This is a genomic window from Luteibacter sp. 621 (assembly GCF_050435445.1).
In the GTDB taxonomy this organism is placed as follows: Bacteria; Pseudomonadota; Gammaproteobacteria; order Xanthomonadales; family Rhodanobacteraceae; genus Luteibacter.
In genome coordinates this window covers 394325-407758 of record NZ_JBNDKI010000002.1, presented here as the reverse complement: position 1 = coordinate 407758, position 13434 = coordinate 394325, and the positions used below count along the sequence as shown (strand labels likewise).

General features: G+C 63.9%; 9 protein-coding genes. 2 read left to right on the top strand and 7 right to left on the bottom strand.

Going from position 1 to position 13434, the window contains the following annotated elements; all coding sequences use genetic code 11:
• Positions 1-192 precede the first annotated feature (192 nt).
• From acpA to ABIE56_RS04010, 3 genes are all read right to left on the bottom strand, one after another.
• Positions 193-1866: an acid phosphatase gene (acpA, locus tag ABIE56_RS04020; protein ID WP_429242540.1), complete on the bottom strand. Its 1674-nt coding sequence runs from the start codon at positions 1864-1866 to the stop codon at positions 193-195.
• Between the two features lie 25 nt (positions 1867-1891).
• Positions 1892-3712 (bottom strand): family 43 glycosylhydrolase, encoded by a 1821-nt coding sequence (locus ABIE56_RS04015; protein ID WP_429242539.1) that lies wholly within the window; start codon positions 3710-3712, stop codon positions 1892-1894.
• Positions 3713-3798: 86 nt separating this feature from the next.
• Positions 3799-4704, bottom strand: a complete 906-nt coding sequence (locus ABIE56_RS04010) for a hypothetical protein (protein ID WP_429242538.1) — start codon at positions 4702-4704, stop codon at positions 3799-3801.
• A gap of 316 nt (positions 4705-5020) precedes the next feature.
• Between ABIE56_RS04010 and glnA the strand changes: the two genes are divergently transcribed.
• Positions 5021-6433 carry a type I glutamate--ammonia ligase gene (gene glnA / locus ABIE56_RS04005; protein WP_429242537.1) on the top strand — a complete coding sequence of 471 codons (1413 nt, stop codon included), beginning with the start codon at positions 5021-5023 and terminating at the stop codon, positions 6431-6433.
• Between the two features lie 211 nt (positions 6434-6644).
• Positions 6645-7832, top strand: a complete 1188-nt coding sequence (locus ABIE56_RS04000) for an OprO/OprP family phosphate-selective porin (protein WP_429242536.1) — start codon at positions 6645-6647, stop codon at positions 7830-7832.
• Between the two features lie 5 nt (positions 7833-7837).
• Here ABIE56_RS04000 and ABIE56_RS03995 read toward each other — a convergent pair whose 3' ends face one another.
• The 4 genes from ABIE56_RS03995 to ABIE56_RS03980 all read right to left on the bottom strand — a co-directional run bounded on the left by ABIE56_RS03995 (position 7838) and on the right by ABIE56_RS03980 (position 13322).
• Positions 7838-9580 (bottom strand): alpha/beta fold hydrolase, encoded by a 1743-nt coding sequence (locus ABIE56_RS03995; RefSeq protein WP_429242535.1) that lies wholly within the window; start codon positions 9578-9580, stop codon positions 7838-7840.
• 172 nt (positions 9581-9752) lie between these two features.
• Entirely contained in the window at positions 9753-10529 is a 777-nt protein-coding gene (locus tag ABIE56_RS03990; RefSeq protein WP_429242534.1) for a 3-hydroxybutyrate dehydrogenase, read from the bottom strand.
• 75 nt (positions 10530-10604) lie between these two features.
• Complete coding sequence (locus ABIE56_RS03985; protein WP_429242533.1) at positions 10605-12782, bottom strand: glycoside hydrolase family 3 N-terminal domain-containing protein; 2178 nt, start codon at positions 12780-12782, stop codon at positions 10605-10607.
• A gap of 156 nt (positions 12783-12938) precedes the next feature.
• On the bottom strand, positions 12939-13322 hold the full coding sequence (locus tag ABIE56_RS03980) for a response regulator (RefSeq protein WP_429242532.1): 384 nt from the start codon (positions 13320-13322) through the stop codon (positions 12939-12941).
• Positions 13323-13434 lie beyond the last annotated feature (112 nt).

The window sequence follows — 13434 nt, the reverse complement described above, 5'->3', positions numbered from 1 at the left end:
GTTGAAATATCTGGCGCCGAGCCCGCCTTTAGTGTTGCTGTGACCGCGCTTTGCATCTCTGTTCTACCTCGCTCTGACGCCACTTCTGACCACCAGTGCCGGTGAAGGCGACTGCGAGACATGGCTCTTGGCGCGCCGAGAAACGGGCGTTTGAGTGAGCATCCAAAGCGCGAAGGACCGAAACGATAACGCTTAGACGAACGTGAGCGTCTCGGTCAGGTCGCCCGGGGGCGGGCCGCCGGCCTTTACCATCGCATCGTCACGCATCTGCAGGCCCGGCAGCTTCTCGAGCTTGAAGCGGCGGGTAAGGAAGCGCGAGATCGAGCCGGTGTCGTAGATGGTGTGTTCGACGTGGCCCTTCTTCGCGAACGGCGACACGACGAGCGCGGGAATACGCGTGCCCGGGCCCCAGCGATCGCCCTTCGGTGGTGCGACATGGTCCCACCAGCCGCCGTTCTCATCGAACGTTATGATGACGAGCATGTTCTTCCACTGCGGGCTCTTCTGCAGCTGGTGCACGATCGAGCCAATGTGGCGGTCACCGGCTTCCACGTCCGAATAGCCGGCGTGCATGTTCAGGTCGCCCTGCGGCTTGTAGTAGGCCACGCTCGGCAGCTTGCCAGCCACGACATCGGCGAGGAACTTGTTCGTCTTCGGCGATTCGCCAACGCCGCCATCGCGCAGGTGCTTCGCGCGCGCATCCGTGCCGGGGGCCAGCGATACAAAGTAGTTGAGCGGCTGGTGGTGCGGCTGGAAGTTCGGCGTGGACGGGAAGGTGCCGTCGTCACTGTCACCCTTGCCATCCAGCGCGGCCTGGAAGCCGCCACCGTACCATGCCCAGTCCACGCCCTTCGCCGACAGCACGTCACCGATCTGCTTGTGCTTTTGCGGCACCAGTGTGTTCGGGCTGCTGGCATCGGCCAGCAACGGGTTCTTGCGATCCACGTTGAAGCCCGGCGAGTACGGCGGGCCAATGGTATTCACCGCGTAGAAATCGGGCGTGAGCTGGTTGTGATGCGCGAACTTGGGCTTGCCATCCATCGCGCTTTTCGGCGACTTCTCATCCATCTTCAGGCGGTAATCGGTGGCGCTGCCGCTTTCGGTCACCGCGATGGCGAACTGGGCCGGGCTCTTGTCCGCATCCGGGTAGAATGGCGGCTGCGCGGCCACCAGGTACTGGTGATTCAGGAACGAGCCACCGAACGCACCCATGAAGAAGCGATCGCACAGGGTGAACTGTTCGGCGAGGCGCCACAGGCGCAGGTGCACCGGTGCATCGCCGTAGTGGCCCATGGTCAGCGCACCGTTATCGCCCCATGCCACGAAGCCATCGTTCTTGCCGCCGTTGATCTGCAGCTGGTTGTTGTAGAAAGCGTGGACCAGGTCGCGCGTGACCACGCCATGCGGCAACGGTGTGCCATCGCCGGTATGCAGCGCCCACGGTGCATTAGGCAGCCCGGTGATATCGCCTTCAGCGATCTTGTATGTGCGGTGGTCCACGGTCTGTTCGTGCGGGACCATGCCTCCCCAGATCGGCGGCAGCGTCTTGAACGGCGTGCCGTCGCGGTCGCGTTGCACCAGCCGCTCGGCGGGAACGTCTTTCAAGGGCTCCAGCAGGCCGGGAAAGTTCGCGAACAGATTATTGAAGCTGCGGTTCTCGGCGTAGATCACGACGACGTTCTGGATATGCTTCTCGAGCAAGCCATCCAGCGCGGCACCCGTGGGCGCCGCGACAGCGCCCTTGGTAACGCCGGTGGCCGCCTCTGCCGCGCCACCCAGGGCGAGCATGGCGCCCGTGGTGGCCATGCCACCCAGCAGGCGGCGTCGGCCGGCATCAGGGGTATCGTTATCGTGCTTCTTGGTCATGGCTCTACACAGTGGGGTGGAGCCATCAAGGGGGAAGCTCCACGCTTTGAGAAAGTTCGGAAACGCCGTGTTCGTCGAAAGATTCAACGACCACCACGTAGCGAACGCCCCTGTTCAAGCTACGCAGGGTAAACGATGTAGGCTGATCGGCAAAACGCTGGTAGGTCGAATGCAGCCGACCCGCCGCCAGACCCCAACGGATGTTGTAACCCACCGCGCCGGGCACGGGCTTCCACGAAATCGTCGCCTCGCGGGTATCCGCACCACGAACCGCACGCACATCGGTGGGTGCCGCAGGGGTGGGACCATCGGCATTGCCGAAGACGCGGATATCTGAAATCGCAAGATGCTTCGCACCGACATGCTTGTGTACATATCGGATGAAGCGAAAGCGTGCCGGCTTCTCTAGTTCGATGTAGGCGTTGGGTCGGTCTCGATCGGAGGCGGAGAGATCCGCGAGTGTCGACCACGCCTTTCCATCGACGGAACCTTCCAGGACGAATTGCGTGACCAGGTCGGGCGCGTCGCCATAGCGGCCCGATTCGTAATCGGCGTAATTGACCTGCACCGCCCGCACGATCGGCGTACCGCCAAGATCGAGTACCACCGATTCGCCTGCGCGGTTCTCTTTCGCTACCCAGAACGTACGCGGATCTTCATCCGTTAAATTCGACGCAGGGTGACCGTCCAGTGCCGAAGAGACCGTCGCCTTCTTTCGATATGAGAGCAGCATCCATCCTGTAAACGTGCTTTCGCCGTCGCGTAGCTTGTGGTCGGGTATGCGCTGCGGGAAATCACCGAACCGCGTATCCACCCACATCTGCCCATCGTCATGCCAACCCGCGGGAAACATGTCGACGCGCCGTTCGAACTTCCAGTTCACGCCGAGCCACGCGGTACCGGTGTTCCACGTATTTCCATAGGCATCATCAAACGTCGAGCCGTGGCCAGCCCCCGTCACGAAACCACCGGGCTTGTAGCCAACAGGGTTGTAAGGTGCGTATTCAAACGGGCCAAGCGGTGACGAGCCCACGTACACGCCGGTGCCGTATACGTTGTACTCGGTGCCGGGGCCTCCGTACTGAAAGTAGTAACGCCCGCCATGCTTGTTCATCCACGAGCCTTCGATATACGCCGGCTTGTCGCCCATCGTATGGTCCGGGCCGAATCGCTCCCAGCCATGGTTCGCCGGATCGAGGTAGATGAACGCCTTGGGCGTCGTGACGAACGCGAGCCGCTTGCCTTCGCCTTCGTTCGAGCCGAAGTTCATATCGAGTTGCGCGCCGTAGAGCGGCAACGTGTCCGATGAGCCCCAGTAGAGATAGACCTTCCCGTCATCGTCCTGGAACAGGCCGGGATCCCACGGCCCCGGCGGCAGTTTTCCCTTCACCGGAACCTTCCCTGATTCGTCGTACTGCGTTGCACCCGGGATAAACGGCAGGCTGCGGGTCCAGAATGTCCAACGTCCGTGTGCGGGGTCTGTGGACACCATCATCGGTCGTGGGCCGAAGGCCGATTGCATGAGGAACAGCTTGCCGTCGGCCACCAGCGTGGCCGGAGCGACATGACCGTCGTAAGGCCAGTGATCCGGTTTCACGAAGGCCCAGTGCACCAGGTCCTTCGACATCCAGTAACCATCGGCCAGGGTCTGGAACAGATAGTAAGCATCCCCATAACGCACCACCGCGGGATCCGCGCCGGTACGGTACGAGATCGCCTCGTTCATCTGCTCCCAGCTGTAGCGGTAGTCGATATCGAGGGGGTTGGCGTAGGTATGTTGCGCGGCAAGCGTAACCGCGGGCGCGGCGGCAACGGTCAGGGCGAGGAATAGCGGTAAGCGGGGCATGAGGGAACCCGGTTCGGCGGTACCCCCATGCTGCCAGCGTAATACGCGTTACGCCGCGCGTGGCTAGCGATTAGCCGTGTGATCGTTCAATGCGCGCTGGCCGGGTTGGTATTGATCCAACCGCTATCGTCGTCGGCTGCCAGCTTCGCCGCCGGCTCCGGCCGAGCGTCGGCATGGACGATCGGCGGAGGGTTGCTGGCTGGCGGTTGTGGCGCTGCGGCGGAAGCCATTGCAGCACCCGTGCTCGCATGGCCCAGTCCCGCTGCAGCGAACAGATCCTTGTCAGCCTTATGTACGGCGGCTTCGAACTCCACGAGGCTCTGGCTGCTCTTCATCTTGGGGCCGGTCTCCATGGAGGGTGAATACACCGTGCGCGACTTGAATGGCTTGCCGTCGATCATGCCCGCGGTCTCGATGATCAGTGGTGGATAGTCCGTCGTCAGTTCGCTAGGGCCGTACCACCCGCCTTGATCCATCTTTTCATGGGCGCAGCTTGAACCCTTTTTTAAGTCGGCCGCGGCGCTGGCGATCATGGCGCCGATGACGCCAGCCGCAGCGCCGATACCACCGGCCTTCAACTTGCGCGCTGGGTTGTAGTACATGGCGTAATGATCGACCCGGACGTCATGACTGCTGGCCGCCCCATCAGGCAATGCCGCCAGGTCCGCGCGGAGCAGGTCCATGGGCGGCGTACTGCCGGGTGTGTCGCCGACAGTGTAAACACCGTAGTTGCAGCTGGTGATCCAAAGCGAATGGATCGAGAAGACCTTGTCTTTTGCTGGTCGGGCGTCGAGCAGGTGGATGCCCGCGGTCGTGCCGGTGGCGGGCGTCGCCACCGTAGTGCCGGGCGCTGGTGCGGCCGTCGCGGCGGGCCTGGTTGCCGCGGCCGCCGTTGAGGACGGTGCCTTCGTCGACGGTGCCCCGGAGCATGCCGCCAGGCACACCATGGCCAGAGCAAGCGCGCCCGCGGCGCGTGCGTTATGGATGAACATCGATTTTCCCCCTATCCCTGTTGGCCCCGGCGCCCCTCGCCAGTCGGCACCCGCATCTTCCTGCGCCAGAGACGGGTCGGCAAGGCCAAGGGGCTGGCTGGAGGTGTCGGCCCAGAATGATCCGGCCTCTTGTCCTTTGATCGGCCGGAATGGTGCACCGGCCAAAGCCATGCACCACGATGGTGCAACCCTGCACATGTCATTTAGCCGTTCTATGATGCCGGGGCTTGGTCCAGGCCGCCCCGCCGCCGCGGAGCCGCTGGCATAGCGATTGCTATATGCCCTGCGCCCCAATACCTAATTCCGAGGTTTGCCCATGTCTGCCGCTTCCAAAGTGCTGAACCTGATCCAGGACGAGGAAATCGAATTCGTCGACCTGCGCTTCGCCGACATGCTCGGCAAGCACCACCATGTCACCTTCCCGGCCCATCAGATCGATGAAGGCACCTTCGAAGACGGCAAGATGTTCGACGGTTCGTCCATCGCCGGCTGGAAGGGCATCAACGAGTCCGACATGGTGCTCATGCCGGACCCTGATACGGCCCACCTCGATCCGTTCAGCGCGCACAAGCAGCTGATCCTGCATTGCGACGTGCTCGAGCCGAGCACCATGCAGGCCTACGGCCGCGATCCGCGTTCCATCGCCAAGCGCGGCGAAGCCTTCCTGAAGTCGACCGGCATCGCCGATACCGCGTTCTTCGGCCCGGAGCCCGAGTTCTTCATCTTCGACTCGATCCGCTGGCAGAACGACATGGGCCGCGTGTTCTACGAGATCAACTCCGAAGAGGCGGCCTGGTCGTCGCGCTACAAGTACGACGGCACCAACACCGGCCACCGTCCGGGCGTGAAGGGCGGCTACTTCCCGGTCAGCCCGGTGGATAGCCTGGGCGACCTGCGCGCCGATATGTGCAAGGTGCTCGAATCGCTGGGCCAGGTCGTGGAAGTGCACCACCACGAAGTCGCCAATGCGGGCCAGTGCGAGATCGGCACCCGCTTCAACACGCTGGTGAAGAAGGCCGACGAGCTGATGACGATGAAGTACGTCATCAAGAACGTCGCCCACCAGGCCGGCAAGACCGTGACCTTCATGCCGAAGCCGATCGTCGGTGACAACGGCTCGGGCATGCATGTGCACCAGTCGCTGTCGAAGAACGGCGAGAACCTGTTCGCGGGCGACCTTTACGGCGGCCTGTCGCAGACGGCGCTGTGGTACATCGGCGGCATCTTCAAGCACGCCAAGGCCATCAATGCCTTCGCCAACTCCACCACCAACAGCTACAAGCGCCTGGTGCCGGGTTACGAAGCCCCGGTGATGCTGGCCTACTCGGCCCGTAACCGCTCGGCCTCGTGCCGCATCCCGTACGTGGCCAGCCCGAAGGGCCGCCGCATCGAAATCCGCTTCCCGGATCCGATGCAGTCGGGCTACCTGACCTTCACCGTGCTGATGATGGCCGGCCTGGACGGCATCCTGAACAAGATCGACCCGGGTGCGCCGGCCGACAAGGATCTGTACGACCTGCCGCCGGAAGAAGAGAAGAACATTCCGCAGGTGTGCGCGAGCCTGGACGAGGCGCTGAACGCCCTCGACAAGGATCGCGACTTCCTGAAGGCGGGCGGCGTGTTCACCGATGACTTCATCGACGGCTATATCGCGTTGAAGATGCAGGAAGTGACCCGCTACCGCGCGAGCACCCACCCGCTCGAGTTCCAGATGTACTACGCGATCTGATCGCATTCCTCGGGGTGAGGAAGGAAGGGGAGCTTCGGCTCCCCTTTTTTTGCCTGACGCTCCCTCAAGTCGTGCCCGTTCCGGCCGATGCAGCAGGGCCAGATGACAGTTTTGTGACGGTCTGGGCCTTATTACTGGCGCAGCATCCTGCGCTGGCTGCTATTTTTTGCTGAAACCGCCGTTTCTGCGGTGGCTTGGAAGGGGCACTACCTTGAAGAAGACGATCCTCGCCGTGTTGGCGCTGGCCGGCAGCGCCTGTGCCGTGGCCGACGATGCGCCGCGCAACACCTACGACTGGCGCAACAACTGGCCGACCCATTACGTCTTCGCGGACGGCACCGACCTCGGCCTGGCCGTGAAGTACCAGTACGACCTGGACCGCTTCAGCAACGACAAGGGCACTTACGAGGACGCCCAGACCAACCGTCGCAAGGAGTTCGGCTTCTTCATCCGCAAGAAGGGCGTCTACGACGCCACGGCGAACTTCGATTTCCAGGCGAAGACCTGGCTGGATGTGTTCTTCCGCCTGCAGAGCAAGGCCGTGCTGGGTGAAGACGTGGGCGCCGTCCGCGTGGGCTTCATGAAGACACCGGTGGGCTTCGAGGGCAACACCAGCACGGGTTCCACCTCGTTCATGGAAACCTCGCTGCCCATGCAGGCGGTCTACGCCAACCGCCGCATCGGCATGGACTGGGCACTCACGCGCAAGGCTTACCTGATCCAGGCGGGCTACTACCAGGGCGGCAACCTGCAAGGTGACCTGGATGGCCGCATGGTCGCCGGTCGCGCGGCATGGACGCCCATGAACTCGCCGGGCAACGTACTGCACCTGGGTGGCTCGGTATCCCGGGAAAACCCCAAGGGAACCTGGGATGGCCGTGGCCACTACAACCCGCCTTCGGCACGCCTGCGCGCGCTCCCGGAAGCCGGGCTCATTACCCAGCGCCTGATCGATTCGGGCACGCTCGCGCCCGCCAATCATATCGACCGACGCGGTCTTGAAGGCCTGTGGATCAACGGTCCGTGGTCGGTCCAGGGCGAATACCTGGATGCGAAGGTCAAGCTGCTCGACAAGCCGGCCTACAAGGCGCACGGCTGGTACACGTTCGGTAGCTGGGTGCTCACGGGCGAATCGCGCCCCTACAACGGCGGCAATGTCGCCGACGTGGTGCCGAAGGGGCACTGGGGCGCCGTTGAGCTGCTCGTGCGTTACAGCACGCTGGACCTCGACGACGGCCCCACCAAGGGTGGCAACGAGCACGACTGGACGCTCGGTGCCAACTGGTATCTCACGAAGTACCTGAAGTTGCAGGGCAACTACGTTCGTGCTTTCAGCGATCGCCATGACCTGCGCATCGACCCGCATGTCTTCGAGGTGCGCGCGCAGATCATGATCTGACCTGGTCAGCCATCCTGTAGCGCGCGTTCGATGAGTTCATCGGCATTGCCCGGCAGCGCGACGTTCGGGTGTTGCCGGGCCTTGCGCGGCTTGCGCACGTACGGGCATGAGCCAAGCCTGGCATCAGGTACGTCGCCGGTGAGCAGGTAGCGCCCGGCCGCCTCTTCGACACACGGCGTCCGTGAGTTTGCGACGATGCCGTGGCCCGATACGCCCTTGGCGACGACAAGCCTCGCACCGGGGAACCGATCCAGGATGCGCGCGGCGCCATCAAGCGGCGTGCGCACATCGTGCTCAGCGTGAATGAGCAGGAAAGGTGGGGTGGCGAGCGCCGGCTCTAGCGAGGGGCGGTGGGAAACCCGGTTTGCCCAGTTCGAGCAGATCAATCCAAAGAACTCGACGCCTTGTCGACTGGCTGGAAAGGCCGCCGCGCGTTCCCGCATCACCCGGTGCCAATCGCTTTCCGTCTGGTCCCAAGGATTGTCATTGCAACGCGTCGCCAGGAACACGGATTCGCGGGCGCCGAGGCTGCGCGTGTGCCAGGTGGATGCATGGATCGTTTCCGCATCAGGCTCCCCTGCATCAAGGGTTTCGATAACTTCGGCGTCGTCACCGAAGTAGGCGCCAATGAGCACTTCTGCTCGTCTACGAACCCTGGTCTCCGCCGTATCGTCGGTCGTGAACCGAACCGATGCGATCCGCGCGTGCATCTCGCTCTCGGTCATCCAGGGCTGTTCGGTGAGCAGGCCGCCCAGCACCCATGCCGCTTTCAACGAGGCGGCGCTCTGCACGAGGGGCATGAGGGTGTTTCGCGCGCGGGCCGGCATGGCTTGCAGCTGGCGCACGATGGCCGCCTCATCGTTGTCGACCCGGTACAACGCGTGTTTCTGGAGCAAAGGGCGCAGCGCGCGGCGCTGGAACTCGCGGTGGCGCTCCTCCAGCGTCGCAAGGTCCGCGTCATCGATGCTGCCGGTGAAATCGATGCTGGAATCCAGCAGCATGCGGCCAGCCTTGCCCGGGAACATAGCGCGGTACCACGCACCGACCAGTCCGCCGTACGAGTACCCGATGAAGTTCAGCTTCGGGTCGCCCACCGCCCGCCGTGCTTGCTCAAGGTCGAACACATGTTGCTCCGTTCCCGTCCATCGCGCCGCGGGGTTGGCACCGCAGTTCTCCGCGATGTCGCGCGCAGCAGCAGTAGTGGCGTGCCAGTCGGACAGCGCATCCGGTGGCGCCTCGATCGAATCGATGCCGCGGCACTGGAAAGCATCGCCGCCTTCCAGCCCGCGGGGCACGACGGCGACAAGGTCGTAACGCTCCGACACCTTGCGCTGCCACCCGGCGATCGTGTCATCCGCGTCGGCCAGTGCCCACTTCGAGCCGGCAGCGACAATGAAATCGCGTGGATTTCCACCGGGTCCGCCGATGTGAATGAAATAGCTGCCCTCACGGCTTGCTGGGATAAGCGCCTTTACCCGGATGACCTCCACATCGATCTTCGGTCCTTCAGGGTGGTAGTGGTCAAGCGGCACGCGCATGAGGGCGCACTGCAGGCGTTCTCCCAGGCGCTCGCCAAGGGCCTTTTTAAGCTTCGCCACGTCGGCATCCGCGTCGGCGAAGGTATCGCTTGCGCAGGTACTCCATGCCAGGGGCGATGACGGGAAGGTGAGGGGGTTCGTGGCCCGCGCATAGGTCGCGTATAGCAGGGCCCCGCCGATCATGAGCGGGGTGACCAGGTGATACTTCATGGCACTTCCTTGTTATCGACGAACGTCATTCCGTGACGTCGGTGCGCGCGGCCCCAAAGGGGACCCGTCCGGCAAACGGAAGGGTCAGTTTAGGGAGGGGCGCCGTATCAACGCATAGGCCGTCGCACTCGTCGCGCGTAGTCGCTTTGCCTGGGGCCGCGTAGGACTTCGCCTAGTGCATGTGCCAGCCGTGGCTCACCAGCAAGGATTGCCCGGTCAGCGCGTTGGAGCCGAAGCCCGCCAGGAACAGTGCGGTATCCGCGATATCCTCCAGCGTGGTGAACTCGCCGTCGACGGTATCGCGCAGCATGACATTGCGCACGACATCGTCCTCGCTGATGCCAAGCTCGCGTGCCTGCTCCGGGATCTGTTTTTCCACCAGTGGCGTGCGCACGAAGCCGGGGCAGATGACATTCGCACGGATGCCGTTGGGCGCGCCCTCCTTCGCGATCACGCGAGCGAGGCCAAGCAGCCCGTGCTTGGCTGACACATAAGGTGCCTTGAACTTCGATGCGACGTGGGAATGCGCCGAGCCCATCAGGATGATCGAGCCGCCGCGGCCCGCCTGGATCATCTGGCGCATGGCGGCACGCGATGTCAGGAATGCACCGTCCATATGGATGGCCAGCATGCGCTTCCAGTCCGCATATGCAAGCTCGATAACCGGGGCGATGATCTGGATGCCCGCGTTGCTGACCAGGATATCGACCGGGCCGAGCTCGCGCTGGGTGCGGGCGAAGCCTTCTTCGACCTGTGCTTCGTCGGTGACATCCATGGCAAGGCCGATGGCGTTGGGTCCCATGGCGCTTGCCGCCGCCATGGCCTTGTCTGCTGCTATATCAGCCACGGCGACCTTCGCGCCCGCCTTCGCGTAGGCCTCGGCGATCGCTCGCCCGATGCCGCTGGCCGCGCCGGTAACGAGGGCGACCTTGCCATTCAGATCCTGCATGGTGCTGCTCCGCTGTAGGGACAAGCGGAGAGTATGCGCCCCGCCATGTGGCGGGGCGTTGAAGGGGGTGGCCCCTTACGGCTTTTCGAGCACGAATGCGGCCGGCTCGCCCTGCGTGGAGGATCCCGCGATCCACACATCGAACGTGCCCGGCTCGGCCTCGAAGGTCACGCCATCGCGATGGGTGAAGGCCAGGTCACGGCGCTCGAGTTCGAACGAGACTTCCTCGGAAGCACCGGGCGCGAGCAGGATCTTGCGGAAGGCCTTCAGCTCACGCACGGGCCGCACGCGGCTGGCCACGCGATCGTGGATATACAACTGCACCACTTCTTCACCCGTGACGGTACCGCTGTTGGTCACCGTGGCCGTTACGACGATCGTCTCGTTCCAGCCGGCACGTGCCTTGACCGCCGGTGCGGTGTAATCGAACGTGGTGTAGCTCAGGCCGTGGCCAAAAGCGTAGAGCGCCTCGAACGTGATCTCGCGATAGCGGGCCTTGAAGGCAGGAGGCTGGTCGGCAAGCTCGGGGCGCCCGGTGCGGGGGTGGTTGTAGAAGTAGGGCTGCTGGCCGCTGTCTTGCGGGAAGCTCACCGGCAGGCGGCCGGAGGGGTTGTAGTCACCGAACACGACATCGGCGATCGCGGGGCCGGTCTGGCTGCCAAGGAACCAGGTGACGAGAATGGCATTCGCGTCGCGCACGGCGCCGGTCAGGGCGAGCGCACGGCCATTCTTCAGCAATACGACCACGGGGGTACCCGTCGCAGCGACCGCTTCGGCCAGCGCCTGTTGCGCCGGCGGCACGATGATCTGCGTGCGGGCCTGGGCCTCGCCTGAATAGTTCTGCGGTTCACCGATGGCGAGCAGCACCACGTCGGCGCGCTTTGCCGCGACCACAGCCGCTTCGATGCCGCCGTCGATGGGCTCTTCGAACCCGCTGCCGGCAACGATCTCCAGCGACGACGTATCGGCCAGCGCATGGCGCAAGCCCGTCTCGATATTGACGTGGCGGGTCGCGTCGCCGAACAGGGTCCAGCAGCCTTCGAGATTATCCACATCGGCACCGAACGGCCCGATAAGGGCAATCTTCTGACCCGCTTTCTTCAACGGCAGCACGCCATCGTTCTTCAGCATGACGATGGAACGGCGCGCCGCTTCGCGCGCCAGCATGGCGTGCTCGGCGTTCTTCGATGTATCGGCCTCCACCGCGGCATCGAGCGAACGGTACGGGTTATCGAACAGGCCAATGGCATCCTTTACCGTAAGGACGCGGCGCACACCTTCGTCCAGCGCGGCCATGGAAACATCGCCCTTCTCGACCAGGTCGGGCAGGCTCGCGGCGTAGAAGCCACTCTGCATGCTCATGTCCACGCCAGCCAGGAACGCAAGTCGCGATGCATCGCGCTCGTCTTCAGCGAAACCGTGGGCGATCAGTTCCATGTCGGCGGTGTAATCGGAAACGACGAAACCCTTGAAGCCCCACTCGCCACGCAGGATATCGGTCATCAATTCGCGATTGGCCGATGCGGGAACGCCGTTGATATCGTTGAACGCGCTCATGATGGTGAGCGCGCCCGCATCGATGGCGGCCTTGAACGGCGGCAGATGCACATCGCGCAGCGTCTGCGGCGCCATATCCACCTGGTTGTATTCCATGCCACCCAGTACGGCGCCATAGGCAGCGAAATGCTTGGGCGTGGCCAGCAGCGAATCGTTGGCCTTCAGGTCATTGCCCTGGAAGCCGCGAACGCGTGCCGCCGCAAACGCGGCGCCAAGTACCACATCTTCGCCCGCGCCTTCGGCGACACGACCCCAGCGCTGGTCGCGCGCAATATCCACCGCGGGTGCGAAGGTCCAATGAATGCCGGCGGCCGTGGCTTCCACGGCGGTGGCACGTGCGGTGCGCTCTGCCAGGTCCGGCTCGAACGTGGACGCTTCGCCCAAGGGAATGGGAAATACGGTGCGCATGCCATGGATGACATCCGAACCGAAAATAAGAGGAATGCCGAGCCGGCTTTCTTCCACCGCCACGCGCTGGGCCTCGCGACCTTCCGCGGCACCCACGCCGTTGAACAGCGAACCCACGCGGCCGGCGCGTACCTGCTCAAGCACTTCCGCGGCGCCGCGGGCGTTGGCTTCCGGGTTGATATCCGGTGCGAACGGGCGGACGGCATCGGCGAACACGCCAAGCTGGCCGACCTTTTCCTCAACGGTCATGCGGGCGATCAGGTCTTCGATGCGGGAGCTGGAGGTCATGGGCTTGCCTTGCGGGGAATGACGTGCGGCGTCAACGGACGCTACGGCGGGGAAGGATACTGGTAACCGGCATGGATGTGGGCACGTAAATGGCGTTACGTGTAAACGATTACGTCCTTGGCGCGCAAAGGCTTCACTGACGTGAAGGGCACGCCGTCACTGGTCGGCTGGGGGAACGAGGGGCGCCGCGCCGGGTGGTGGAAAAAGACGGGCCAGTGCCTCGGTGAGGGCATCGCACCCGTAGGGCTTCATCACTACCAGGGTGCTCGCATCGGCTTGCATGCCGTCCACGTGGCCGTGCCCCGTGGCGTAAACGGCTGCCAGCCCCGGCTGGTGCTCACGGGCGCGGGCTACCAGTTCGATGCCCGACATGCCCGGCAGGTTGATGTCACTGACCAGGACATCCAGGGGATGCTCGCGCAGGATCTCCAGCGCGAACGTGGCGTCCCCGGCTTCGAACACGTCGTGACCACGCATCTGGAGCATTTCCGCCACCGTGGTTCGGACCAGCCAGTCATCCTCGACGATCAGCACGCGCACGATGACAACACACCGTGTCGTGGGCCGGGATACCGGCGCGGAGGCTTACCACCGGTGGGCGGGGCGAGCCATGGGTTCTGTGGCGGCGGGGCGCTCATGCGGCGGGCCTGCG

Excerpts from the sequence above, each read along its gene's own strand:
- ABIE56_RS04010 (WP_429242538.1), bottom strand. The coding sequence starts at position 4,704 with ATGTTCATCCATAACGCACGCGCCGCGGGCGCGCTTGCTCTGGCCATG.
- ABIE56_RS03985 (WP_429242533.1), bottom strand. The coding sequence starts at position 12,782 with ATGACCTCCAGCTCCCGCATCGAAGACCTGATCGCCCGCATGACCGTT.
- ABIE56_RS03990 (WP_429242534.1), bottom strand. The coding sequence starts at position 10,529 with ATGCAGGATCTGAATGGCAAGGTCGCCCTCGTTACCGGCGCGGCCAGC.
- ABIE56_RS03995 (WP_429242535.1), bottom strand. The coding sequence starts at position 9,580 with ATGAAGTATCACCTGGTCACCCCGCTCATGATCGGCGGGGCCCTGCTA.
- glnA (WP_429242537.1), top strand. The coding sequence starts at position 5,021 with ATGTCTGCCGCTTCCAAAGTGCTGAACCTGATCCAGGACGAGGAAATC.
- ABIE56_RS04015 (WP_429242539.1), bottom strand. The coding sequence starts at position 3,712 with ATGCCCCGCTTACCGCTATTCCTCGCCCTGACCGTTGCCGCCGCGCCC.
- acpA (WP_429242540.1), bottom strand. The coding sequence starts at position 1,866 with ATGACCAAGAAGCACGATAACGATACCCCTGATGCCGGCCGACGCCGC.